This is a genomic window from Nitrospira lenta (assembly GCF_900403705.1).
GTDB classification, from domain to species: Bacteria; Nitrospirota; Nitrospiria; order Nitrospirales; family Nitrospiraceae; genus Nitrospira_D; species Nitrospira_D lenta.
The window spans coordinates 1,009,015-1,033,134 of record NZ_OUNR01000001.1 but is presented as its reverse complement, the minus strand read 5'-3'; the positions used below and the strand labels follow the sequence as shown (position 1 = coordinate 1,033,134).

Here is a 24,120-nt window from a genome sequence, read left to right as displayed (position 1 = left end):
AATGGCCGTAGCGAAGACTGCCAGAGTGGTGGAAACCGAGAGGCTGGGGCCCGATACTCTGCTCCTCGATCTATGCGCGGCCGAGCCCTTGGGGTTCATCGGCGGACAGTACCTCATCCTTGATAGTCGAATCGTGTTGCCGAACGGCAAAGCCGTCAAGCGGGCCTACTCGCTCCTCACCGGCGATGCGGAACAATGTCGCTTTCAACTCGCGGTGAAGCGTATTCCCGATGGATTGGGTTCCGCCTTCGTGCACGGACTGGCAGCGGGAACGGACGTTTCGTTCAGCGGACCCTGGGGCAAGTTTTTCCCGAGAGAGGATGTCTCAGGCAGGACTTTGATCCTGGCGACGGATACAGGGATCACCGCTGCGCTGGGACTCTTACGCGCGACCCGTTTTGCGCCGTTGCTCCCTCAGGCCCGGCTCATGTGGCTGCGCGACTCGGCGGAGTATTTTCTCCCGGACGAGTTCGTGAAGAATCAGGTTCCCGTGGCTTGTGGCGAGGTGCGAATCGAGGCGATTCCCGCAGTTGGTCATCCGGAGCGGGTTCCTTATGCCAGCGCCATGCTTTGTGAAGTGTTGTCGCGTGGCGATCTCACTCAGGCCTTCATTGCGGGCGATGGAGTCGTGAACCTGGCATTGCTCGACGATTTGGTGGCGGCAGGAGTGGCCGTGAGCAAGGAACAGGTGGAGTCGTTCTTCAATATGCCGAAGAAGTCCGCATGACCGGACGGGAGCAGATTCTTGCCGCGCTGGAAACCGCACTTGAGTTTGGGGAGACGAGCGTCATCGTTCGTTCGTCCGGCGCGATCGCCGAGGTCCATGGCCTCCTCACTGTGCGGCAGGGGGCTGAGTGGGTTACGCTGGGCGAAGAGGGACAGACCCATGTGCATCTCAAGATCGAGGCTGGAAGCAGGCTTCTCTATCGACAGCAGGATGAGGCTAATGCGGCGCTGGAATTAGCAGGGCCGGATGGGGAGTTGCTCTGTCGGGTGACGTTCCGGGGTACGAATCGGGCGAAGGCAGAGAATTACACCCCTGAACGTGCGGCAAAGATTCGTGAGTGTTTTAGTGGGCTGGCGGGACATGAGTGATGGATAAGAGCGTACCGCCGAAAGATCGAAAGGGGTTGCGCACCGGGTTCACCACCGGCGCATGCGCCGCAGCGGCTGCCAAGGCCGCGGCTCGCTGTCTCGTGAAGGGTGCCATGCTGTCTGAAATTGAAACGACCTTGCCGAATCGGACACGCGTCACGTTCGCGCTCGCCCGTTGCGAGCGGCTGGAGAACCGTGCGATTTGCAGCATCATCAAGGATGCAGGCGACGATCCCGACTGTACGCATGGAGCCGAGTTGACGGCGGAAGTCGAGTTGCGCACCGAACCAGGCATCGAGATCAGGGGAGGTCAGGGCGTGGCCACGGTCACCAAAACCGGGTTGGGTTTAGAGATCGGCGGGCCTGCGATCAACCCGGTCCCGCGGCGCAATATCACGGAGATGGTGGGAGAAGAACTCGCCGGCGCTCCCTACGGAGGCGCAGTCGTGACGATCAGTGTGCCGGGCGGTGAAGAGATGGCCAAGCAGACCACCAACGCGCGGCTCGGCCTCCTGGGCGGCATCTCCATCCTCGGCACGACCGGCATCGTGAGGCCCTATTCCACGGCGGCGTTCAAGGCGAGCGTGATGCAGGAGATCGATGTCGCAGCGGCCGGCGGGCTGCGCGAGTTGGTGCTGACGACCGGCGGCAAATCGGAACAGTATGCGATGGCCCTCTATCCGCAGTTGCCGGAACAGGCCTTTATCCAGGTGGGCGATTTTATCGGCGTCGGCGTCAAACAATGTGCGAAGCGAGGAATCGTGCGCGCCATCATCGTCGGGATGATGGGGAAATTGTCGAAGATGGCCAACGGCAAGATGCAGACGCATGCCGCCGGATCGGAAGTGGATATGGAATTTCTGGCGTCGCTGGCAGCCGAGTTATCGGCGTCGGACGAGTTGGTGGCCGCTATCCGCCAGGCCAATACGGCCCGCCATGTGTTGGAATTATGCCGCGAGGCAGGCCTCGTCGGCATCACGTCGTTGGTTTGCAAGAGGGTTGTCGAACATTGTCAGGTTCACGCGGGCGGCACGCTGGCGGTGGAAACCTGTCTGGTAGATTTCGGCGGCTCGTTGCTCGGTCGTTACCCGGAGGTTCAGACATGAATGATATGAGGCAGATGACCGCGCTCGGGCGGAGTATTGAGGATGGCAGTTTCGCGATCATTGATCAGGAAGCAGGTCCGCACGATTTCAGGCCGGATGAATGGGAAGTGGTGCGCCGGGTGATCCATGCCACGGCGGATTTCGAATTTAAGACCCTGATGCGATTCCATCCCGATGCGATGCGCGCCGGGGTGGTGGCTCTTCAAGGAGGCTGCCCTCTCTTGGTCGATGTGAAGATGATTTCTGCCGGCCTGAACGAAGAGCGGCTGTCTTCCTATGGGTGCAAAGTCTATTCGTTTATTTCGGACGCAGACGTGATCGCGACGGCCAAGGCCAACAACTCGACGCGCGCGATTGAGGCCATGAAAAAGGCGCATCGCCTCACGCTGCTCGATGGAGCGGTGGTGGCGATCGGCAATGCTCCGACCGCGTTATTGGAGCTGGCCCGTTTGATTCGCGAGGAGGGAGCGAAGCCGGCTCTCATCATCGGCGTGCCGGTTGGGTTCGTGTCGGCGGCTGAGTCGAAGGACGTGACGCTGGAGCTCTCGACTCCCTTTATCGTGGCGCGCGGCCGCAAGGGGGGCAGCCCCATCGCCGTTGCGATCATCCATGCCCTGTTGCTCCTCTCGGCAAAGACGCCGGCATGAGTTCACGGCGCGCCATTACTTTGATCGGGATCGGGGACGACGGCTGTGCGAGCCTGACGAGCCGCGCCGTGAATGCGGTCATGAAGGCGGGGGTGCTCGTGGGGGGCGAGCGCCATCTTGAATTTTTCCCGCAGTTTCAGGGCGAGAAGATTGTCCTCAAGGGCGGCGTGGCGTCGGTGCTCGACCAGGTGGCGGAACTGGCAGAGGAACAGAATGTCTGTGTGGTGGCGTCCGGCGATCCTTTGTTTTTCGGCATCGGCAGCCTGGTGATTAAGAGGCTAGGCACCGAGCATGTCGAGGTACTGCCTCAGCCCAGTTCGATGCAGTGGGCCTTTGCGCGAGCCGGATTGAAGTGGGACGATGCTGCGTTTGTCTCCTTGCATGGCCGCTCGTCCGAGGGATTCCTGACCAGGCTCAAGGGCCAGGCGAAGGTGGCGATTTTCACCGATGAAAAGAATTCGCCATCGGTGTTAGCTCAGTGCATGGTCCTACATGGAGAGACTGCCTGGGAGGCCTGGGTCTGTGAGAATCTTGGCGGTCCGGATGAAAAGGTTCGGCGATTCGACGTAGCGGTGCTTGCTACTTGTCAAGATGTCGGGCCGCTCAATGTGCTGTTGCTCGTCCGCTCCGATCCCTCCTGGCGCGCTCCCTGCACCATTCCGTTCCTCCATGAGGATCAATTCGCGAAGCGGATGCCGAAGAAGGGCCTCATCACGAAGCGTGAAGTGCGATTGTTGTCGCTGGCCGCGATGGGGATTAGACCGGACAGTGTGGTCTGGGATATCGGGGCCGGTTCCGGATCTGTGTCGATCGAGGCGGCGTTGCTGGCGCCAAAAGGCCTGGTCTACGCGATCGAGGTCGATCCGGAGGGCGTCGAGATCTGCCGCGAAAATCTGTTGGCCCATGCGGTGGACAATGTGCGCGTCATCGCGGGCCGAGCGCCGGAGGCGCTGACCGGTCTGGAAGCGCCCGATGCCGTCTTCATCGGTGGCAGCAAAGGGAGCATGGAAGAGATCATCGACGTTGTCATGGACCAGCTGCAACCGGGCGGCCGCCTGGTCGTGAATGCCATCACCTTGGAGAATGTCGCGGAGACCTATCAGACCTTGCGGAAGCGCGGGTTGGTGCCGGAGGTTACCTTGCTGCAAGTATCGCGAGCCGAGCCCTTAGCCCATTACCTTCGTTACGAGGCCTTGAACCCGATTCAAATTTTTGCCGTCGAGAAGCCCAGTCAGATAGGAGCGGTCTCATGAACTACGGAACATTATATGGAGTCGGGGTCGGTCCCGGTGCGCCGGATCTGATCACGCTGCGTGCGCTCACTGTGCTGAAGCAGGCGCAGGTCCTTGCCCTGCCGCGCAGCTCCGATTACGGAGAGTCGATGGCCTGGAAGATCCTCAAGCCAACTCTGGGCGAGATTCCTGGACAGGAACGGATGTTTCTGACGTTCCCGATGAACAAGGACCCGGAGCGATTGCGGCCTGCCTGGGATGTAGCCTTCACGGCCATCGGGGAGCGTCTGGAAAAAGGGCTGTCGGTTGCCTTTGCGACGGAAGGAGATCCGTCGCTCTTTAGCACCTTCATTTATCTGCGTCGGGAGGCTCCGCTGCGCTGGCCTGGCATCCGCATCGAAGTCGTTCCTGGTGTGTCGTCGATTATGGCGGTGCCCTCCGTGACCGGCATTCCTCTGGCCGACGGGCAAGAGCGGATCGCCATCCTCCCCGCGAGCTACGGAGTCGAGGATTTGAGTCAGGTGCTGGAACTGTTCGACACCGTCGTCTTGATGAAGATGGGCACCGAGATCCCCAAGGTCGTTGAGGCGCTGGAGCAGCAGGGTCTGACCGACCGGGCGGTCTATGTGTCGAAGGCCACGATGGCTGAACAGCGGATCGTTCGGGACATCCGCACGATCCAAACCGAGCGGGGCGATTGCTTTGCGATGATGATCGTGTCGCGCAAGGAACGGAGCGGATTGTTGGCTGGTGTGGTCCCGGCCACGCCGCGCCCGGCTTCCAGAGAGACCGGGGCATGACCGCCGAACGTACACCGTTTGCCGTCTATGCCATTACGAAGCATGGGATTGCGATTGCCTCCCGCTTGCTGCCGCACCTGTCCGGCGCGGACCTCTTCGTCTCGGAGAAGCTGATCGCCTCGGCGCCGGCCGGTGCGCTACGCTTGCCGCTCCCGATGGGCCCGACGTTGATCGAGACCTTTTCTGCGTACGATTGCCATATTTTCATTATCAGTGTTGGGGCGGTGGTGCGGATGATCGCGCCGCTCTTGAAGAACAAGAAGGTCGATCCGGCGGTGGTCTGTATCGACGACGCAGGGCGTTTTTCGATCTGTGTCCTGTCCGGTCACGTCGGCCGCGGCAATATCTTTACTGAACGGGTCGCGACCGCCTTGGGCGCGCACTCAGTCGTGACGACCGCGTCCGACGCGATCGGCACCTTGACGGTGGATATTTTGGGCCGCGACCTTGGGTGGACGCTTGATGATGCAGACCGTAACGTGACGAGAGGCTGCGCCGCGGTGGTGAATGCGACCAAGGTGCTCTTCGTGCAGGAAACGGGAGAGCCGGACTGGTGGCCGGCTGAGAAGCCCTTGCCGGAAGGGGTTCGTTACGCCACCTCGCTGGAGGGAGTGGACCCGGAGGCATTTGAAATTCTTTTGATCGCCACGGATCGCGAGATCGGCTTGTCTCATCCGGCCCATTGGAAGAACGCCGTGATCTATCGTCCAAAGAGTCTCGTGCTGGGGATCGGCTGCGACAGGGGCACGGCTCCCGATCTGGTGGAGCGGGGAGTCCTGGCCCTCTTGGCCAAACAGGGCCTCTCCCCCAAGTCGGTGAAAGAGCTGGCGACGATCGACGTGAAGAAGGATGAGCCGGCATTGCTGGCTTTGAGCGAGAAATATGGCTGGCCGTTGCGCACCTATCCGCCGGAGCAATTGGACGTGGTGCCTGGTATCCAGAACCCATCGGAGACGGTGAAACAGCATGTCGGTTCGCGCGGAGTTTCGGAGCCCGCTGCATTGCTCGGAGCAGGGGCGGAGGAGCTCCTCGTGCCCAAGCAGATTTATACGGAGCCGGGAGCGGGACGATCGATGACCTTGGCCGTGGCGCGGCGGGCCTTTGTGAAACGGCAGATGGAGGTGAGCAGGCTATGAGCGAGGCAAAAGGAATTCTCTATGTCGTGGGCATCGGGCCTGGCGCGCAGGACCATGCGACTCCGGCGGCCTTGAAGGCGATTGCCGAGTCCCAGCTCGTGGTCGGCTATAGCACCTATATCAAGCTGGTCCGCCATCTGCTTGAGGGAAAAGAGATCATCAAGACCGGGATGACGGAAGAGATTGGCCGTGCTCGTGCCGCCATTGAACGGGCGAGGGATGGCGCCACGGTCTCGTTGATCTCCTCCGGCGATGCGGGAGTCTACGGCATGGCAGGTTTGGTCTTTCAGGTGTTGAAAGAAATGGGCTGGAAGAGGGGCGACTCGCCTGAACTCCGACTCGTCCCAGGGATGACCGCGCTCAATTCCTGCGCCTCTCTGGTCGGCGCGCCGCTGGTCCATGACTCTTGCTCGATTTCGCTGTCGGATCTGCTGACCCCCTGGTCTGTGATCGAACGAAGGATCGAGGCGGCCGCCAGTGCGGATTTCGTGATCGGTTTATACAATCCTGCCAGCGGCAGACGCACGAGGCAGATTGTGGATACCCAGGCGATTATCCGGCGTCACCGCGAGGGGAACACGCCGGTGGCCCTGGTGAAGAGCGCCTATCGCGATATGGAGCAGGTAATTTTGACCGATCTGGACACCTTCCTGGATTACGAGATCGGGATGTTGACCACCGTCATCATCGGGTCGAGCAATACCTTCATGTTCGAGGGCTACATGGTCACGCCGCGCGGCTATACCAATAAATACAGTTTCGACGGGGCCGTGCTTCCAGGTCAGAGGCCGGGGTTTTCGCTCGTTGTGCCTCCTGCATCGGAGGTGGACTGATGGCGCTGGTCGGACGTTTAGCCGGAGCCATTCTGGCCGAGACGGAAGGACAGTTCTTTCTGGTGGGCAATCCCAAGGAGCCCTGCGATTTCGTCGCGGTGGGGTTCGAGTCTCCTGGCGTGATCGATGCCATGGTGCGGCCCTTTATCAGGCTCTCGCCCCTTCGCCCGGTTCAGATTCCGCAACCGTACGTGACCATGAACGTCGAGGGAGAAGTCTTGGTTCGGTTGCTGGTCGGTCGGTTCGTCATCCAGCGGAATGGATCGGTGAGCGATCGCCTTTGGCGTTTGGTGACCGATCCCAAGCAGGAAAACCGCGCGGTGCCTGGCGGCACGATCGACGCGCGGTGGCTAGGCGAAATTCCGGCAGAGATTTGGCAAATTGTGCGAGAGACCGTGTTGAAGTGTACGTAAAGGAGTTTTGATGCGTGTTTATATCATTGGAGCGGGTCCGGGCGATCCCAAACTGCTCACGCTTCGCGGAGCGGAGTTGATCGCGTCTTGTCCCGTCGTGCTCTACACAGGCTCGCTGGTCCCCAAGGAAGTCATCGCCCGTGCCAGGGCTGACGCGAAGGTGATGGACTCGTCGGGGATGACGCTCGAACAGATCGTCGAGGTGATCGTGGCCGCCCGCGATACGGACCAGGATGTGGCGCGGGTCCATACGGGTGATCCGATGATCTTCGGGTCCACTGCCGAGCAGATGCGCCGGTTGATGGAGTTGGGGATCGGCTACGAGATTATTCCCGGTGTCTCCTCCTTCACCGCGGCGGCGGCGGCGTTGGGCCGAGAACTCACCCTGCCGGAACTGTCTCAGACGGTGATTCTGACCAGGGCGGAGGGGCGGACCTCGATGCCGGAGGGAGAAAAACTGGAAGCCCTGGCGAAGCATCAAGCAACCTTGGCGCTATTTTTAAGTATCACGCTCCTCAAGGATGTCGTTCGTGATTTGACTCCGTCGTATGGAGCCGATTGTCCCGTGGCGGTGGTGCATAAGGCGTCGTGGCCGGATCAGGTGATTGTCACAGGGACCCTGGCGGATATTGCCGACAAAGTGAGAGCGGCCAAGCTCAATTCGACCTCGATGGTGTTGGTGGGGCGTGTGCTCACGGCGACCGAGTTTGCCAATTCGAAGTTGTACGATCCGGAGTTTACCCATCGGTTCCGGAAGGGCGAGCCGGCGGTGAAGACGCAAGGAGAGATGCGTGCCGACTGAGCCGGAGACTCGAACAGGCATGGTGTATCTGGTCGGGGCAGGACCGGGTGATCCAGGGTTGCTCACGGTCCGTGCGCTGGAATTGCTGCGTGCCGCAGATGTCGTGGCCTACGATGAGTTGGTCTCGAAAGCCATTCTTTCGCTCGTCAGGTCGGAGGCTGAGCTGTTGCCGGTGGGCCGGCGTCATGGTGAGGGCGCGATAGGCTATCGATTGCATCCGGAGGTGTTGGCTCGCGTCAAGGCCGGCCGCACGGTCGTGCGATTGAAGGCGGGGGATCCGCTCATCTTCGGACGAGGCGGAGAGGAAGCGGAGGAATTGGCGGAAGCGGGTATTCCTTGCACGATCGTGCCAGGCATTTCCTCGGCTCTTGGCGCCGCTGCCTATGCAGGCATTCCGCTGACCCATCGGCTGCATGCGTCCGATGTGACCTTCCTGAGCGGCCACGATGTCGAGGGGAGCCGGAGTCTCACTGATTGGTCCAAGGCGGCCAGCGGCAAGGGCACGCTGGTACTCTTCATGGCGGCCCGAAAACTTTCCGCGAATCTTCAGCGACTGATTCAGGCTGGCCGCTCCGCTGAGACTCCCGCTGCCTATATCGCTTCCGCCACCACTTCGGAACAGAACGTCATTGTCGGAACCCTGGCGACGCTTCCGGAAAAAATACAGCACGTTGATCTTGCTATTCCGGCCCTCGTCATCGTCGGCGACGTCGTTGGATTGCGTGAACGGATTGCCTGGTTCGAGCGCCGGCCTTTGGCGGGACGCCGCCTGCTGGTCGCCCGCGCGCGCTCTGGCCGCTCTGCCATGGCTGATGACCTCCGCGCGCTCGGTGCCGAGGTGCTGGAAAGTCCCGAGGTCGAAGCGGTCTCTCTCAGTGGAGGGTCTCCCCTCGATACCGCGCTAGCTCGCCTCTATGAATTCTGCGGCATCGTCTTCGGCTGCGCGGCTGGTGTCGATGCGGTCTTGTCCCATGGTCCCACCCTCGATCTGCCGGTTATTGCAGTCGGGGCAGCAGCGGCGCAGGCGTTGTCACGCCATGGCCTCGCTGCCGAAGTTTCGCTGCGAGGCGCCTGTCAGGAAGCGGTGGAAGAGCAGTCGTCGTTTTTTCAGAAGGGGCGATTCCTTCTCGTAACAGCGGAGGGGGGGCGCCCCAACTTATACAACGAACTCACGAAGGTCGGCGCGGAGGTCGAAGCGGTGGCTGCCTATCGGTATGTGCACCGGATGCCGACCTCTCCCTTGCTGCCAATCGATCTTGTGGTGTTGCCCAGCTCCTCGGCGACTCGTACCGTACTGTCTGGAGACTTCGGCAAGGCTCTGTTGGGCCTGCCGATGGCGGCGATTGGGCCTCAGACCGAAGCAGCGGCGCGCCAATGCGGGGCTCAATCTGTATCGTTGGCGAAAGAGGATACTGTGGCCTCGTTGGTCTCGCTTGTGGTGTCGATGGTGGGGAAACTATGACGGATCATGCCTTTCCGGAAGCCTGGCGCCGCGGTCTGTACGAAACGATCACGCGCCGCCGCGACATGCGAGCGTTTCTCCCGGATCCCATTCCAAACGAGATCCTGGCCCGTATTCTCCTAGCAGCGCATCAGGCCGGGTCGGTTGGGCTCTCGCAGCCTTGGAACTTTCTTGTGGTCGAGAATCGTGAGGTTCGTGTGCAGGTGCGAGCCCATGTTGAGGCCGAACGGCTGCGCGCGGCGGAGACGTTCGATCAGGAACGCCGCGAGAAGTATCTCTCCTTCAAGCTGGAAGGGATCCTTGATGCGCCCCTCAATCTCTGTGTCACCTGCGACCAGGAGCGGTTCGGGCCGACGGTGATCGGGCGGAACACCATTCCAGAAACGGCGGTGTATAGCACGTGCTGCGCGATCCAAAACCTCTGGTTGGCAGCTCGGGCAGAAGGGGTTGGTGTCGGGTGGGTGAGTATTATGGAGCCGGCGGTCCTTCGCACGATCCTCGGAATTCCGGAACGGATTGTTCCGGTGGCCTATCTCTGCGTCGGGTTCGTGGAGAGTTTTCCTGAGCGGCCAATTTTTGAGAGTAATGGCTGGTTGCCACGACTGCCGCTTCATGAGTTGGTGTTTCATGACCGCTGGGACGCGCGGCCCAGGTCCGATCTCCTCCGTGCGCTTGAGACGAGCCGGATCGACGGAGCGCAAGCGACACCTGCACCGATACACTCCGCGGAAGGCAGAGCCCAATGACCTATCCATTCGAATGTGCGGTTAAGGCTCAGCCGGAGATTGGTTCGTGACGATTCCACGGCTCGTCATCGCCGGCACTGCTAGCAACGTCGGCAAGACGACCGTCATGGTCGGGCTCGTTCGGGCGTTACGTGCGCGGGGGCTGCGAGTGGCCGTCTTCAAGTGTGGCCCCGATTATCTCGATCCGACCTATCATGTTCGTGCGGCTGATGCGCCGTGTCACAATCTCGACGGATGGATGATGGGGCGTGAGGCGGTCCTTTCGACGTTTACGCGCGCGTCGCAAGGGGCAGACATTGCATTAATCGAAGGGGTGATGGGGTTGTTCGACGGCGCGTCACCGACGGGCGATGAAGGCTCGACTGCCGAGATCGCCAAGTGGCTCCAAGCGCCGGTGCTGCTCGTGTGCGATGCGGGAGGGATGGCTCGCAGCATTGCGGCGCTAGCCAAAGGGTTTTCGACCTTCGACGCAGGCTTGCAGATTGCCGGTCTCATTTGTAACAAGCTCGGCAGCCGCGGGCATTTGGAATTGCTCCGCAAGGCGACGGGTGGTGAGCCTCCCGTCCTGGGGGGGCTTCTTAAGGAAGCTACTTTGGCGTTCGCGGATCGGCATCTGGGTCTACGCAGCGCAGACCGGGCGACGGTCCCGGAGGATGTCTTTGTGTCGTGGGGCGATCGGGTGAGCGAGTGGTGCGATGTCGAGGCGATCATCGCGCTGGCGCAATCCACGCCGGCTCTTCCTGAAATTCCCACCATGGAACGGATCGTCGGTGAAGGAGCCAGCTGTCGAATTGGTCTCGCGTTCGACGAGGCGTTCCATTTCTATTATGACGACAACCTCCGCCGTCTTGAGAGTCTTGGTGCGGAGCTCGTGCGGTTTTCTCCCATTCACGATACGCATCTGCCGGACGTGGACGGTCTGTATTTCGGTGGCGGCTACCCGGAGGTTCATGCGGAGGAGCTGTCGCGGAATCTTTCGATGCGTAGGGATGTGGTCTCGTTTGCCGAAGCTCATGGCCCCATCTATGGAGAATGCGGCGGGCTCATGTACTTGTCCAACGGCATCAGGACGCTCGATGGCGTGCTGCATCCTATGGTGGGCCTCATTCCAGGCGAAGCGGAAATGAAAGATCGTTTGCAGGCGCTCGGATATGTCGAAGTGGACACGAAGGACGCGACGATGCTCGGTCCGGCGGGCTTAAAATTTCGAGGCCATCAATTTCGCTATTCGGACTTTCGCCTTCCGCCAGCAGTCGAGTGTACCTATAGCGTGCGCCGCCGCCGTGGCGGCGAGGTCTTTCAAGAGGGCTATCGTCAGGGCAATACGCTGGCGTCCTATGTCCATGCCCATTGGGCCTCGAACCCGCGCCTGGCTCAGGGTTTCGTGCAGGCCTGCTCGGCCCATGCCAGGAGGGTCCGGTGAGCGGACTGGCCCCCACGATCATGGTCCAGGGGACGGCTTCGTCTGCAGGGAAGAGTCTCCTGGTCACGGCCCTCTGCCGGTTTTTCCGCCGCGAAGGACTGCGCGTCGCTCCCTTCAAGTCGCAGAACATGTCGCTGAACTCGGCCGTCACCATCGATGGCCTGGAGATCGGGCGGGCGCAAGCGGTGCAGGCCGAGGCCTCCGGTATTCTGTCCTGCGTGGACATGAATCCGATCCTGCTCAAGCCCGAAGGTGATCGACGCAGCCAAGTCGTGGTACTCGGCAAGTCGATCGGTAGCATGCTGGCGACCGAGTATCACGAGTATAAGCCGCGCCTCACGACGGTGATTGCGGAGTCGTTGACTCGGCTCCGATCGAACTACGATCTGGTCGTGATCGAGGGGGCGGGGAGCCCGGCTGAGATCAATTTGAAGGATCGCGATATCGTCAATATGCATGTGGCCAAGCTGGCGGATGCGCCGGTTATTCTGGTGGGGGATATCGATCGAGGCGGCGTCTTCGCTTCCTTTGTCGGGACGATGGAACTGCTCGAGCCGGACGAGCGGGACAGGATTGCGGCCTTTGTCGTGAATAAATTTCGCGGCGATCTGGCGTTGCTCACACCGGGGCTCGAGTTTTTGAGCGAACGCACAGGTAAGCCGGTGCTGGGTGTCGTGCCTTATATCAAAGACCTCCGCATCGCCGACGAGGATTCCGTATCGCTTGAAGCGCGACTGGCTCGGCGTAGACCCTCCCAGCAGGAACTAGATGTCGTGGTCGTGCGCGTGCCGCACCTCTCCAACTACGACGATGTCGAGGCGTTGGAACATGAGGCGGGGGTTGTCGTGCGTTTCGTTGAGCAGCCCGACGAAGTTGCGGGTGCCGATCTCGTGATTCTTCCCGGTTCGAAGAGCACGGTGGCGGATCTCGCGTGGCTCCGTGCCAGTGGTTTTGCCGGCGCGATTGAGGCGCGCGCCCGTGAGGGTGGACCGCTCTTAGGTGTATGCGGCGGATGCCAAATGCTTGGTGAGATGATCGACGATCCGCACGGAGTGGAGTCGGCGGAGCCTCACGTACGGGGATTGGGACTGCTGGCCCTACGGACCCACTTCGAGCAGGAGAAAGTCACGGCGCAGGTTCTAGCCCGCGTGCGGTGCCCCTCGTTTCTCACCGATGGCGTGGGGCTCGAAGAAGCGGTCCATGGATATGAAATCCATATGGGAATGGTGGTGCCACATAATCAGCAGGCGAGCCCCTTCGAGATTCAGTCGCGGAACGGACGCACAAAGGTACGCAGTGACGGGGCTCTCAGCAGCGATGGGATGGTGGTGGGCACCATGTTGCATGGCCTGTTCGAGAATGAGGTGATCAGGGCGCGGACTCTTTCTTTCCTGCGTCGGCGCAAGGGGATTTTCGCAGGCGACATCATCCGGTGCATTCCCACGAAACAGGACGAGTACGACCGGCTAGGAGCCGTGGTGCGTGGGCATCTCGACTGTGAGCTGCTCTGGCGTCTCACTGGCCGGTGCCCGGTGTTGCCACGGTGAATGATGCGTCAGAGTTTCGGGGTGAGAACCATGAGCCACAAGGGAGCCTATGAATCCAACTGATGGCAGTCTCTGGGCCTTGCTCGGTCTCGCCTTCGCATTGGGGTTGAGCCATGGAGCCGACCCAGACCATCTCACCGCCATCGATGGCATGACGAGGGCGTCTGTCGATCGGCATCCGAGAATGAGCCGGTGGGTGGGGACATGGTTTGCGTTCGGGCATGCCCTCTCTGTCCTGTTGATTGCGGGGTTGATCGCATTGGCGGCGGAGTATCTGCAATCGTTCAACGACTCTGTGCTGCACGTGAGCGGGGTTTTATCGGCCTGCCTGTTGTTCGCCATTGGGACATTAAACCTCGCCAGGCTGAGGACATTGCCGGCTGGAATGACGGTTCCGAGCCACGGGGTCATCGGCCATTTTTTGCCCAGACAGTTGCTCAACATCACACACCCGATGAGCGCCGTGCCGATCGGCGCCTTATTTGGACTGGGGTTTGAGACCGCCAGCCAGATGTCGGCCTGGGCCTTGGCCGGCACGATGGGCTATGGCCTGCTGGGCGCGCTGCTGATCGGCGTGGCCTTCAGCCTGGGGATGGTCGTTACCGATTCCCTCAACGGCCTTGTTGTACGCCGGATGTATTTGGCGGCGACCACGATGGCGATCCAAGGCAATCGCATGATGACACTGACCGTCGTGGGGCTGGCCTACGTCGTCGGGATCATCAAATTACTCCAGCCCACCTCGTTTGCGTTGCCGATTAGCGATCTGGGTCTCACGATTATGGTGCTAGGCGCGGTATTGCTGGCGTTTCTGACCGCACTGATCAAACCCAAGTGCCGGGTGGCGTAACAGAAGGGAGGCCTACTAGAGCAGTAACTTTTTCAATCCAATGCATTGATAGCCCATGTACCCCAAGGGAAGCGCGGTAGAAGCCGCCACTGGTCCGCAACTGTGATCGGGGACGAAATCTGCACTCAGCCACTGTCCGCAAGGATGGGAAGGCGCAGAGAGTAGGACGAGCCGAGAGTCAGGAGACCTGGGTACATGGAGACTCCAGAAACCCCTTTCGTGATCAAAGGAAGAGCCCTATGCTTTGCCGTCTTGTCATGGCCTCAGGAATTGTGTTGTGTCTCATGCCCCTCAATCTTTTTGCCAAGGAGGGTGAAGGGGATCCCGTGGAAGTGCAGGAAGTGACGGTGATTGGACAGCCAGTCGAGCGCCAGGGGACGGGGACGCTCAATCTCGACAGTCTAAGTATGACGTCCAGCCGCTTGGGGCTGACGCTACGTGAGATTCCAGCCAGTATTGAGGTGATCGGTCAACAGACCATTCAGGAGCGCGGATTTCGGTCGATCTCCGAAGCGATCGAAGGCGCGACGGGGGTGACGGTAGGCGACGCACCAGGAGACCCCGCGAACTTTTCCATGCGGGGGTTCACGAATAACCAGATTCGATTGCTGAACGATGGGCTGATGACCGGCCCGGCCAATATGACCTCGCGCCCGCGTGACACGTGGAATCTTGATCGCATCGAGATCCTGAAGGGGCCCGCGTCGGTGCTCTATGGGGAAGGGGCGATTGCCGGCGCGATCAACTTCGTGACCAAGCGACCGGTCCGTGAGTTACAGGGAACGGAGACGTTTCTCTCGTATGGCACCTTCAATACAACCAGGGCCGGTGTGGGCAGCGGAGGGACCCTCGGGACCGATAAGCTGCATTATCGAGTGGACCTGAGTTATCAGAACTCCGACAACTTTCTGGGCGTGCAGCGGGCACCCTATACCTATTGGAATGGGACCAGCGCCCTCCTCTATGACGTGACCTCTCGTCTCAGCGTTGAAGTATCCTTCGATCTCGGGTTCGATCGCAGCAAGCCCTACTTTGGCACGCCGCTGGTGCCCTCGTCGTTTGCCACCCAAGGGGTCAACGGAGTCGTAAGCACACTCGATGGGCGCACTGTCGATAGGCGGATGCTGCGGCAAAACTACAACACCCAGGACAGCGACATGAGTGCGCTGACCACGTGGACGAAGCTCAAAACGACTTGGAAGCCGACCGATCTGATCGAAGTGCGGAACCAAGCCTATTACTACACGGCGAAGCGCCATTGGCAAAATGCTGAAACCTACACATTTAACACCGGGACGCAGCTTATTGATCGTGATCGATTCTATGTGGCGCATGATCAGACTATCATCGGCGACCGACTCGAGTTTCAGGTCAACCAGCCCGTCGCGTCGTTGAAGAATCGTTTTGTGACGGGATTGGACTTTAGTCGTCTCGACTTCACGAGGCCTAGTTTTTTTAATGGGGCGGGTGGGAGCGTGGACCCGTTTGCCCCTGTCGCCGGACTGTTCGGGCCGATCGCGGCAGCAACGCAGAAGGCAATGGTCACCACGACCGCGCTGTTTGCCGAGGATCAGCTTAGCCTGACCGATCAGCTCAAGCTGATCGCCGGGTTTCGACATGATCGTATCGATTTGACTCGGGAGTTGTTCGACACCGCCGGCGTCCTCGATACGACGAGCAGTTTCTCGCGGAACTTCAATCCCACCACCTGGCGCGCAGGCCTTGTCTATGACGTGCTGCCGCAGATCACGCTCTATGGGCAATACGCGACGGCGGCTGATCCGGCTGCCAGCAATATTTTCCTCGTGACACGTCAGGAAAGTTTTGCACTCGCGACCGGGGCGCAGTGGGAGGTGGGCGCCAAAGGGGACTTCTGGAACAAACGGGCCGAGTGGACCGTTGCGTACTTTGATATCTTCCGGAAAAACATTCTGACGCAAACCTCGCTGACGGAAGCGGTCAACGTCGGTCGGCAGTCGTCTAAAGGCGTCGAGCTGTCCATGGGGGTGCGTCCCACCGAAGCGTGGCGAGTACAGGGAAATCTGACCTTTCTATCCGCCAAATTTGACGACTTTGCCGAACTGTCCGGAGGCAGTGTGGTCTCCCGGAACGGCAATCGCCCGTTCAATGTGCCGCAGGCGATGGCCAACCTCTGGTCGATCTACCGGCTTCCAACGGCGGTGCCGGTCGATCTCGGCGCGGCGCTGCGCTATGTGGGAGATCGCTACAACGATGCGGCGAATGCCATACGGATGCATGCGTATATGACGGCCGATGCCTGGATGACGGTGCCATACAAGAATCTGTGGTTCACGCTGCGCGGGCGCAACTTGTTCGATAAAACGTATGCGAGTTGGGGCGATAATTTCTATCCCAGCGAAGTCATTATCGGGGCGCCACGGACGGTTGAATTGAGCCTGATGGCGCGATTCTGACAGGGGTGCAGGGATGCGTTGGGTGAGTGCCGGACTGACAGGAATCCACCGTGTGTTGGGAGTGGGGATCGGTCTGCTCGTCATGCTCTGGTTCGGATCGGGTGCGGTGTTGCTCTTTGTGCCCTATCCGAGCCTGACCGAGGCGGAGCGATTCCAATGGCTTGAGCCACTCCAGTTGGAGTACTGCTGTGTGCCGCTGGAATCGGTTTGGAGTCAGGTCGGACCCAGCCAGGGGGTTGAGCGGGTGCGTCTGCTGATGGCTGCCGGGCGTCCGGTCTACGTCATCTATTTTCTGGACGGTACGCTGACGAGTCTGTGGGCGGATCGTGGAGAACCCATGTCTGGGGTCGCGTACAGCGATGCCTTACGTATTGCACAACAAGGTGTGCCGCGCGAAGACGAGATCGCGGCGGAGGCGCTGCAGGACGATCAATGGACGGTCCAACAGCGTTTCGACCCCTATCGGCCCTTGTGGAAAGTCCCATTGCACGATGCGGATGGGCGTGAGGTATACGTCTCTTCCAAAACGGGGGAAGTGGTGATGGAGACGACGGTGTTCGAGCGAAGGTGGAATACGGTAGGTGCTGTCATCCACTGGCTCTATGTGCCGGTGCTACGTCGGCATTGGGCTGCGTGGGATCAGACGGTCTGGTGGCTGGCTGCGGCTGGCGTGGTCACTGCCGCCACCGGGTTTGTGCTCGGTCTTCAGCATCTTCATCACTGGAGACGGCAAGGCCATAGCAGCCCCTTTTCGGGGATCAAGCGATGGCATCATCTTTTTGGAGTGGCTATTGGATCTGTGGTCTGTACGTGGCTCTTGAGCGGCATGTTCTCGATGGATCATGGGCGCTGGTTCTCGATCCCCGAGCCAACGGTAGACCAGCGTCAACGCTTCATGGGTGGAACGTTGGTGCCTGAAGATATTGCCGTTCCGTTACGAGACGCCATGCGGCAGGCCCAGCTCGGTGATGCCGTTAAAGAGATCCTGGTTACCAAGGTTGGGGGAGTGAGCTACTATGTGTTCCGCTCAGATCCTGAGCAGCAAGTGGTGATGAGCGCGGTCACGGCGCATGCGCCGTTTCTGGAATTTGGTCTCCAGGCTCTTCGTCAAGCGGCGAAGGCCGTGTTCCCAGCTCATGAAATTAAGAGGAGCGAAATCACCTACGGCGACATGTATTACTATAGCACGACCCACAATCCTCGGCCGCTTCCTGGTTTGCGAGTTGTTTTAGACAATCCGGCACAGACATGGCTTCACATCGATATGAAGACAGGCCAGCTGATGGAGCTCATGGATCACAGCAGGAGAGTGTATCGATGGCTGTTCCATGGTCTGCATAGTTGGGATATCCCGTTTCTTTTGGAACACGACCGCCAACGGAAGATCTTACTCCTGGTGTTCTGCGTCGCTGGGTTCCTGTTCAGCTTGTCCGGGGTGTATTTGGGGATTACGGTGTTTGTTGGTCGGTCGCAGCCGAAACCACCAGCCACTTAATAGTGCATGGTCTTCCGAGGAGGCGGGAGGACAGACACCGTGGCATTGTCCGTGCTTTCATCCGTCAAGATCCACACGATGGTGAACGGTCGTTGACATAGAAATCTGTTTCACAAATGTTTGGTCTCAATAAAGTCGATTGACTGCGGTCGCTCTGCCGATTGGCGACATGGGTCTCACGATCACTGTGTTCGGAGCAGTGCTGTCGGCGTTTCTGGCAGCTCTGGTGAGAGCAAAGTATTGGGTCGCGTAAGTGAAAGGAGGCCTACTAGAGCAGTAAATTTTTCAATCCAATGAATTTCTAACCCATGTACTTTAAGGGAAGCGCGGTAGTAGCCGCCACTGGTCCGCAACTGTAATCGGGGTGACGTATGGCCCCATACTGAGACAGTGCTTAACCAGAGCCGACGACTTTTTCTGACCCTCTAGGCTTGTTAGCTCATATCGGCGTGACGCTAGTCTGCACAGCAGCTCATTTTCGACACGTCTTTTGTGTACGACAACGCGGCGATTTTAAGCGCCTCGGACATGGTTGGATAGACGTGCAGCATGTGGGCGAAGTCGTCGATACTCGCACCAAAATGAAGCCCCATTGCCGCCTCATGAATCACCTCTGCCGCGTTCATTCCGTGCATTGACACCCCCAGCACCTTCTTCGTTGTCCGGTCCGCCACCATCTTCAGAACCCCTCTGGTCTCCCGGACCGCCCCAGCTCTGGGAACGAGAGACATAGGAATAACCCGACAATCGCACGCGTACCCGCGCGCATTGGCCTCCTCGTCCGACAGTCCGACGACGCCCATCTGCGGGTCGGTAAAAATCGCTCGCGGAATCACGGCGTGGTTTACCTTATGGCCCCCTTTGCCGTTGAGCGCATTCTCGGCGGCAATCCCACCGTCCTGCGCCCCCACAGGAGTCGCCATCTGGCTTCCTGTGTTGGAACCAATGACATCTCCGGCGGCATACACGTGCTCGGCAGAGGTGCGAAGCTCCTCATTGACCTTCACGAAACCACGTTCATCCAGATCGACTCCTGGAAGGTCAAGCCCCAGGTGTTCTGTATTCGGTGTGCGCCCCGTGGCCACAAGGAGCTTCGCCGCTTTCAGTTCCTTCTGACGCCCGTCCACCTGGAGCGTGACGACGACTTGGCGTTCATCGCCCTGCACCCGGCTCACCGTGGTGTTCGTCTGGATGGCAATGCCCTCCTCACGAAATACGTCTGCCACTGATTGTGCAATCTCCGGCTCGTAGGCCGAAAGAATTCGCTCTCCGCGTGCCAGAATCGTGACGCGGGTGCCGAAGCGCGAAAACATCTGGCCCAGCTCCAGCGCGATGTAACCGCCACCGAGTATGATGAGCGACGCCGGAAGCTCTGTGAGCTCGATGTCTTCGTGACTGGTGAGCAGGTCGCTGGTGAGATACGGCGTGTCACGAAGCCCGGGAACCTCTGGCACGGTGGGCGCGCTTCCCGTCGCGACAAGGAACCGAGGCGCTGAGAGCACCTGCCCGTTCACGGTCACCTCGTTGGGGCCGCTGAAGCGAGCGGCTCCTTCAAAAACGCGGATGCGTTCAGAATTGGAGATAATGCTCTCATACTTCTTTCCCCGGTAGTCTTCAATCACGGCATCCTTCTGCTCGATCAGAGCGCGGAAGTCCAGGCCCATCGAGGCAGGAGAGAGCCCTGGGTAGCGCGGATGCTTCGACTCGTAGAGGATTTTTGCGGCTTCGATGAGGTTCTTTGAGGGCAAGCAGCCACGATTGACACACGTGCCACCGAGCGTTCGCACCTCGGTCATGGCTGCCGTTTTTCCGCGTTCTGCCGCGCGAAGCGCCGCCGCAAACGCCGTCGAGCCGGATCCGAGAATTACTAGGTCAAATGTCTTCGCCATGATTTTCCCTCCTGGGTTGGTTGTCCGGGAATGTTCCTCAGGTCACACGCACGTCTGGCGCCGCACGACGTAGTAGCCCAGCGCGGCCACGCCGATGAACACCACAAGAAGACCGATCAATAGGGCATCATTGAGAATGAATCCGAGGCCAAGCGCGGTGACCAGACCGGCGACAAGAAACGGCGCCACGCAGCAGAGTGCGGCAAACGCGGCGCCGCTGATGCCGACCGCCAGGAGCGTGCGGCCCAACCATGATGGCGTCTCGTGACTATTGGTTTTCGCGTCCATTGCATCTGTTAGGGATGAACGGTAGAGGGGTAGCCCGCGTTCTTGGTAGCGTCCAGCAGCGCCTCGACCGTGGTCTTGGCGTCATCGAAGGTGACCAGGGCTTCCTTCTTCTCCAAGTTGACCTCGATGTTCTCGACGCCTTCGACCTTGTTCAGCGCTTTCTTCAGCGTAATCGAGCAGGTCGCGCATTTCATGCCGAGCACCGACAGGGTAACCGTTTGCGTGGCGGCCCAGGCGGGCGCGCTCAAGGCGGCCAAGAGGGCCAATACAGTGATGCGCTTTTTCATGGCGTGTTCCTTTCAGTACAACAGCGGAAGAATGTAGGGGAACGCCAGCGCGATCCCCGTCAGTGCGGCCACGATCCCAAAGATGAGCTTGTACGCCGTCTTGACTTGCGGCACGGCACAGACCGCCCCCGGCTTGCAGGCTTCGGAGGGCCGGAAGATGCGCCAGTAGGCGAAGAAGAGCGCCACGAGTGCTGCGCCGATTAAGATCGGACGATACGGTTCGAGCACCGTCAGATTGCTGATCCACGCGCCGCTGACGCCAATCGTCACCAACACGAGCGGGCCGAGACAGCAGATCGAGGCGAGGACCGCCGCGAGGCCGCCGATACCCAAGGCGCCGCGACCATTTTTCGCTTTAGACCAAGGGTTCTCTTGCTCCGACCTGAACAACATATCTATATGTCTCTGCTCCACCTATTTTCTTTCAGAGCCCGCAGTACAGGCGGCCGGACACAGCAGACCACTGGGCCATGGCGGCCAGCACGATCCAACTCAGCGGTCCCTTTCCACTCTATGAAGCCACGGCCTGTATCTCCAACTCTTGCCCATTGATTCCAGTCTAAACTCCGTACTACGGTACGGAATCAAGGGAAATCTTCATGGCTTCAGAATTAACGATAGGCCGAGTGGCGAAGCTGGCTGGGGTGAATGTCGAGACGATCCGTTATTACCAGAGACGAGGGCTCCTGGCCGAGCCGGACAAGCCGCACATGGGCTATCGGCGGTATCCGGCGGACAGCGTGAAACACATCCGCTTCATTAAGCGGGCGCAGGCGCTTGGGTTCACGTTGGAGGAAATCGCCGAACTGCTACAGCTGGAGGAAGCCCGTGCCTGTGCGAAGACTCGGACCCTGGCTGCCCACAAGATGCGATTGATTGACCAGAAACTGACGGGCCTCGCGGCGATGCGGAAAGCGTTAGCCGGTCTGGTTCAGCAGTGCGACAGGAAACAACCTGTAGAGGGATGCCCAATCATTCAGGTGCTCGAACAGGATTAAGCGTCCTCTTCATCCGCGAGCTCACTATCCTAAGTCGTGGCTCCTTGTGGGCCTAGGATGTCGGAGTGTAGATCGGAGGAACCTCCTAACCCGCATGTACCGAGGTTCAGGATCAGTCCATCAATTATCTGATTTCTGGACGGTGGAAGTCGAGTTCTTGGTCACATGAGTTCGAGAACTTGCGGGAAGACATGTGGGCAGGTTTTGTGGACACCGACACCTGTGTTAGGTAACTGTTCTACGACCCTCCCCCAGCAGACTCATATCCAATCCAGGCTGGCTTACCGCTAAGCCAGCACAATCTCTCATGAACGGCAGCTTTCCGGCGCGGAGATTGCCTTAGCGACTGTCGCAAAGTGGCCGGATAGCGACAGTCGTGAATGGTCATACGCGACCGTGAAAATTCTGAAGTAATGCTTTACACACAAATACAGGCGAAACTACGTGCGCGGTTGCAGGCCGGAATTCGTATGCAGTATGACTAGATAATCCCTTTCCTTAAAATCAGACTAGAGAGGACGTCGACCGTATGGCAGTATGAGGAAAGGGTAGTTGCTGGGCTGCTATGCCCCAGCAGCCGGCATAGAGCGACCAACCCATGAGAGAAGGCAACTTCCCCGATCTTTGGTTCCCGTAAGCCGAACAAAAGTTGTCGGAGGCCGCTCAGTAGGGGTTCGTGAAATATCTTATGTTCAAATAGGGGAATCTTCACCCCATCAAATACACATGGTTTGACAGCCTTGAGCCAACGCAAGAGGAACCAGCTGGCAAATGAATGCCTCAAGTGATGGAAACAGAACGGTTCAGCGATGACTTCCCGAAGTACTAGCCCTGCAAGCGAGGCTAAATAACTGCTGTCATAAGGCTCAGGATGTGTCGGCGTGGCAAGAAGGGGGGCTTCCAAATTGCCGCATGTTTCGCGGAGGCGGTGCTCATAAAACTCTCGAACTTCCTTCAAGTGATGAACGGGCATGAGTTTGGATAGATGAAGGTTCCGAATCCCGGCAGCTGTCTTAGTGACTCTGATTTCAATCACGGGCTCCGGATACACTACAAATTGCTTCAGCTTCATATTCGTTGCTTCCATGGAGCGGAGTCCGAGAGAGAAACCCAGGATCATCTTAACCCTGAGTAGTCGCCGTATTTCGACAGGTATGACACTTGAGCAGGTTGCTGACAGAGCTGCATCAAACTCCTCTGGACCTACGAGTGGCACGGGTTGTTGAGCCAGCGGTTTGGTAAGGGCTTTCGCCTGCCATGGGATGTCCAGCTTTGGCGCCAATCCCACCTCTACGAGGAAATCATCCAACCTACAGAAACTGGCTTTAGCATGCGATGTCGCATGCTCCTCCATGGCCCCGGCCACATTGGATACCCAGTCTGCCTTGTCCCAGCTATGAAAAGGCATCTCCGCACAATACGGGAAGAACCCTGCGGCTATGGCGGAAGCACGCGTTGAAACAGTCCCATTGTCATCTTTTCCCATCAGCAGATGTATCAACCAAAGACCGTAACATCGAGTATTGTATCCCAGCGAAGTGAAATCTCCCGGGCGGGTGGCCAGTTCCCTCTCGGTCACCCCAACCAGCTGACCGATGTGACAGGCCATTTCTCTTCGGATGTTCCTCGCGTCTGGCTCCTCTCGATGAAGCCCCTGGCGTGCCAACTCGATTTGCTGAAACAGTTCCCCATCCGAGCCGTATGAGGAGGCTAGTTGCCGGGGGTTTACCCGCGGCCGTTGCGACCTTGGATTTTCTATGCCCTGCCAGTCCTTGAGGAGGAATAGACGGTTGAAACTCGCCTCGGTCATGGGTGAGACCAGTGTTTGGGCGGTGTGCACCGCGACGGCGAATGGAGGAAGATTCTCTGTCAACGCCAGCACGGTTCCCACATGAACCAGTGAATCCATTGAAATCTCAGCAGCCTGAAATGGTGTATTTCTCATCAGCTGAGTCATGAACTCCTCCCACGCCGGTCGCAGAATGCGATTGCGCCACTTCCTCGTACGCCAGTCGTCGGGGAAAAGTCGTCTGCGAGTGTTTCTCTCTCTTGTTTTCGGGAGCTTTACTACCCGTAGAAGATTCTTCAGGTGTTGCGTCGTAGAGGGAGTGAGGGAGAATCGTATTAGAGTGCGGAGGCCTTGATCGACCTCCTCGCGTCGGCCACGCTGAGGCAGTAGGATCCAATCACGTTCTTTTAGATCTTCCCGCTGAAGACTAAACAACCGCTGGGTGAGACTGGGCAATAGTATAAAACTGTCGAGAACGACCGATGTATAAAACAACAGGCATTTCCATACTTCTATCCCCCAACGCCAGTCGCCGGGAGGTTCAAGCGTCCGGTTGTTTTTAAGAAAACGGCGTATATGGCGGGCACCAGCCAGCATGGTTGGTGTGATTCCATCGAGAGTTGCGACCAAGGTACGAGGCACTTGATGCGGCACCTTCACATATTTTGTCTCGATCACCTCCTCCTTCTCGAGCTTGAATAAAATGAGATTAAGGGTGTGCTTTGCCAGCCATTGATGTGCTCTTGAGGAATACCGCTGATCGAATGCCTTGACGAGATCCGTCAGCTGTTCATCTGAAAGGATATATCGGCCCGCGCGATCAATCACGCATTGTTCCAGCTTCTCC

General features: G+C 59.1%; 22 protein-coding genes, 1 pseudogene and 1 riboswitch. Of the genes and pseudogenes, 18 read left to right on the top strand and 5 right to left on the bottom strand.

Going from position 1 to position 24,120, the window contains the following annotated elements; genetic code table 11:
- The first annotated feature begins 1 nt into the window (after window position 1).
- The 17 genes and pseudogenes from NITLEN_RS04915 to NITLEN_RS04835 all read left to right on the top strand — a co-directional run bounded on the left by NITLEN_RS04915 (window position 2) and on the right by NITLEN_RS04835 (window position 18,022).
- Complete coding sequence (locus tag NITLEN_RS04915) at window positions 2-727, top strand: FAD-dependent oxidoreductase (protein WP_121988439.1); 726 nt, start codon at window positions 2-4, stop codon at window positions 725-727.
- Window positions 724-1,095 (top strand): hypothetical protein, encoded by a 372-nt coding sequence (locus NITLEN_RS04910; protein WP_121988438.1) that lies wholly within the window; start codon window positions 724-726, stop codon window positions 1,093-1,095. The genes NITLEN_RS04915 and NITLEN_RS04910 overlap by 4 nt, the downstream gene beginning before the upstream one ends.
- Entirely contained in the window at window positions 1,095-2,201 is a 1,107-nt protein-coding gene (locus NITLEN_RS04905; protein WP_121988437.1) for a cobalt-precorrin-5B (C(1))-methyltransferase, read from the top strand. Before NITLEN_RS04910 ends, NITLEN_RS04905 begins: the two co-directional genes overlap by 1 nt.
- Window positions 2,198-2,848 carry a precorrin-8X methylmutase gene (locus NITLEN_RS04900; protein ID WP_121988436.1) on the top strand — a complete coding sequence of 217 codons (651 nt, stop codon included), beginning with the start codon at window positions 2,198-2,200 and terminating at the stop codon, window positions 2,846-2,848. The genes NITLEN_RS04905 and NITLEN_RS04900 overlap by 4 nt, the downstream gene beginning before the upstream one ends.
- Window positions 2,845-4,101, top strand: a complete 1,257-nt coding sequence (gene cbiE, locus NITLEN_RS04895; protein WP_121988435.1) for a precorrin-6y C5,15-methyltransferase (decarboxylating) subunit CbiE — start codon at window positions 2,845-2,847, stop codon at window positions 4,099-4,101. The genes NITLEN_RS04900 and cbiE overlap by 4 nt, the downstream gene beginning before the upstream one ends.
- Window positions 4,098-4,880 carry a precorrin-2 C(20)-methyltransferase gene (cobI, locus tag NITLEN_RS04890; RefSeq protein WP_121988434.1) on the top strand — a complete coding sequence of 261 codons (783 nt, stop codon included), beginning with the start codon at window positions 4,098-4,100 and terminating at the stop codon, window positions 4,878-4,880. Before cbiE ends, cobI begins: the two co-directional genes overlap by 4 nt.
- Window positions 4,877-6,016: a cobalt-precorrin 5A hydrolase gene (locus NITLEN_RS04885; RefSeq protein ID WP_121988433.1), complete on the top strand. Its 1,140-nt coding sequence runs from the start codon at window positions 4,877-4,879 to the stop codon at window positions 6,014-6,016. Before cobI ends, NITLEN_RS04885 begins: the two co-directional genes overlap by 4 nt.
- A pseudogene (gene cobJ, locus NITLEN_RS18805) lies at window positions 6,013-6,819 on the top strand (precorrin-3B C(17)-methyltransferase); the annotation flags it as partial. The gene NITLEN_RS04885 and the pseudogene cobJ, both read left to right, overlap by 4 nt.
- A 29-nt stretch (window positions 6,820-6,848) precedes the next feature.
- Window positions 6,849-7,262, top strand: a complete 414-nt coding sequence (locus NITLEN_RS18800) for a precorrin-3B C(17)-methyltransferase (RefSeq protein ID WP_121988431.1) — start codon at window positions 6,849-6,851, stop codon at window positions 7,260-7,262.
- A 10-nt stretch (window positions 7,263-7,272) separates the two neighbouring features.
- Window positions 7,273-8,064, top strand: a complete 792-nt coding sequence (gene cobM, locus NITLEN_RS04870; protein WP_121988430.1) for a precorrin-4 C(11)-methyltransferase — start codon at window positions 7,273-7,275, stop codon at window positions 8,062-8,064.
- Window positions 8,054-9,526, top strand: coding sequence for a uroporphyrinogen-III C-methyltransferase (cobA, locus tag NITLEN_RS04865; RefSeq protein WP_121988429.1), 1,473 nt, complete (start codon window positions 8,054-8,056; stop codon window positions 9,524-9,526). Before cobM ends, cobA begins: the two co-directional genes overlap by 11 nt.
- On the top strand, window positions 9,523-10,272 hold the full coding sequence (bluB, locus tag NITLEN_RS04860) for a 5,6-dimethylbenzimidazole synthase (RefSeq protein WP_121988428.1): 750 nt from the start codon (window positions 9,523-9,525) through the stop codon (window positions 10,270-10,272). The genes cobA and bluB overlap by 4 nt, the downstream gene beginning before the upstream one ends.
- Before the next feature lie 46 nt (window positions 10,273-10,318).
- Window positions 10,319-11,695 (top strand): cobyrinic acid a,c-diamide synthase CobB, encoded by a 1,377-nt coding sequence (locus tag NITLEN_RS04855; RefSeq protein WP_121988427.1) that lies wholly within the window; start codon window positions 10,319-10,321, stop codon window positions 11,693-11,695.
- A 5-nt stretch (window positions 11,696-11,700) separates the two neighbouring features.
- Window positions 11,701-13,242 carry a cobyric acid synthase gene (locus NITLEN_RS04850; RefSeq protein ID WP_342776533.1) on the top strand — a complete coding sequence of 514 codons (1,542 nt, stop codon included), beginning with the start codon at window positions 11,701-11,703 and terminating at the stop codon, window positions 13,240-13,242.
- Window positions 13,243-13,291: 49 nt separating this feature from the next.
- Window positions 13,292-14,092: a HoxN/HupN/NixA family nickel/cobalt transporter gene (locus tag NITLEN_RS04845; RefSeq protein WP_121988426.1), complete on the top strand. Its 801-nt coding sequence runs from the start codon at window positions 13,292-13,294 to the stop codon at window positions 14,090-14,092.
- Window positions 14,093-14,134: 42 nt separating this feature from the next.
- A riboswitch (cobalamin riboswitch) is annotated at window positions 14,135-14,301 on the top strand.
- Between the two features lie 30 nt (window positions 14,302-14,331).
- Window positions 14,332-16,527 carry a TonB-dependent receptor gene (locus NITLEN_RS04840; RefSeq protein WP_121988425.1) on the top strand — a complete coding sequence of 732 codons (2,196 nt, stop codon included), beginning with the start codon at window positions 14,332-14,334 and terminating at the stop codon, window positions 16,525-16,527.
- Between the two features lie 13 nt (window positions 16,528-16,540).
- Window positions 16,541-18,022 carry a hypothetical protein gene (locus NITLEN_RS04835; RefSeq protein WP_121988424.1) on the top strand — a complete coding sequence of 494 codons (1,482 nt, stop codon included), beginning with the start codon at window positions 16,541-16,543 and terminating at the stop codon, window positions 18,020-18,022.
- 455 nt (window positions 18,023-18,477) lie between these two features.
- On the opposite strand, the gene merA is transcribed toward NITLEN_RS04835, so the two are convergent.
- The 4 genes from merA to merT are packed head-to-tail and all read right to left on the bottom strand — an operon-like array spanning window position 18,478 to window position 20,879.
- Window positions 18,478-19,911 (bottom strand): mercury(II) reductase, encoded by a 1,434-nt coding sequence (merA, locus tag NITLEN_RS04830; RefSeq protein WP_121988423.1) that lies wholly within the window; start codon window positions 19,909-19,911, stop codon window positions 18,478-18,480.
- A 42-nt stretch (window positions 19,912-19,953) separates the two neighbouring features.
- Window positions 19,954-20,199 carry a hypothetical protein gene (locus NITLEN_RS04825; protein ID WP_121988422.1) on the bottom strand — a complete coding sequence of 82 codons (246 nt, stop codon included), beginning with the start codon at window positions 20,197-20,199 and terminating at the stop codon, window positions 19,954-19,956.
- An 8-nt stretch (window positions 20,200-20,207) separates the two neighbouring features.
- Window positions 20,208-20,486 (bottom strand): mercury resistance system periplasmic binding protein MerP, encoded by a 279-nt coding sequence (merP, locus tag NITLEN_RS04820; RefSeq protein ID WP_121988421.1) that lies wholly within the window; start codon window positions 20,484-20,486, stop codon window positions 20,208-20,210.
- Between the two features lie 12 nt (window positions 20,487-20,498).
- Window positions 20,499-20,879 carry a mercuric ion transporter MerT gene (gene merT / locus NITLEN_RS04815; protein WP_121988420.1) on the bottom strand — a complete coding sequence of 127 codons (381 nt, stop codon included), beginning with the start codon at window positions 20,877-20,879 and terminating at the stop codon, window positions 20,499-20,501.
- Window positions 20,880-21,085: 206 nt separating this feature from the next.
- On the opposite strand from merT, the gene merR reads away from it, so the two are divergent.
- Window positions 21,086-21,484: a mercury resistance transcriptional regulator MerR gene (gene merR / locus NITLEN_RS04810; protein ID WP_080879238.1), complete on the top strand. Its 399-nt coding sequence runs from the start codon at window positions 21,086-21,088 to the stop codon at window positions 21,482-21,484.
- A 481-nt stretch (window positions 21,485-21,965) separates the two neighbouring features.
- Here merR and NITLEN_RS04805 read toward each other — a convergent pair whose 3' ends face one another.
- Complete coding sequence (locus tag NITLEN_RS04805; RefSeq protein WP_146216101.1) at window positions 21,966-24,101, bottom strand: site-specific integrase; 2,136 nt, start codon at window positions 24,099-24,101, stop codon at window positions 21,966-21,968.
- Window positions 24,102-24,120 lie beyond the last annotated feature (19 nt).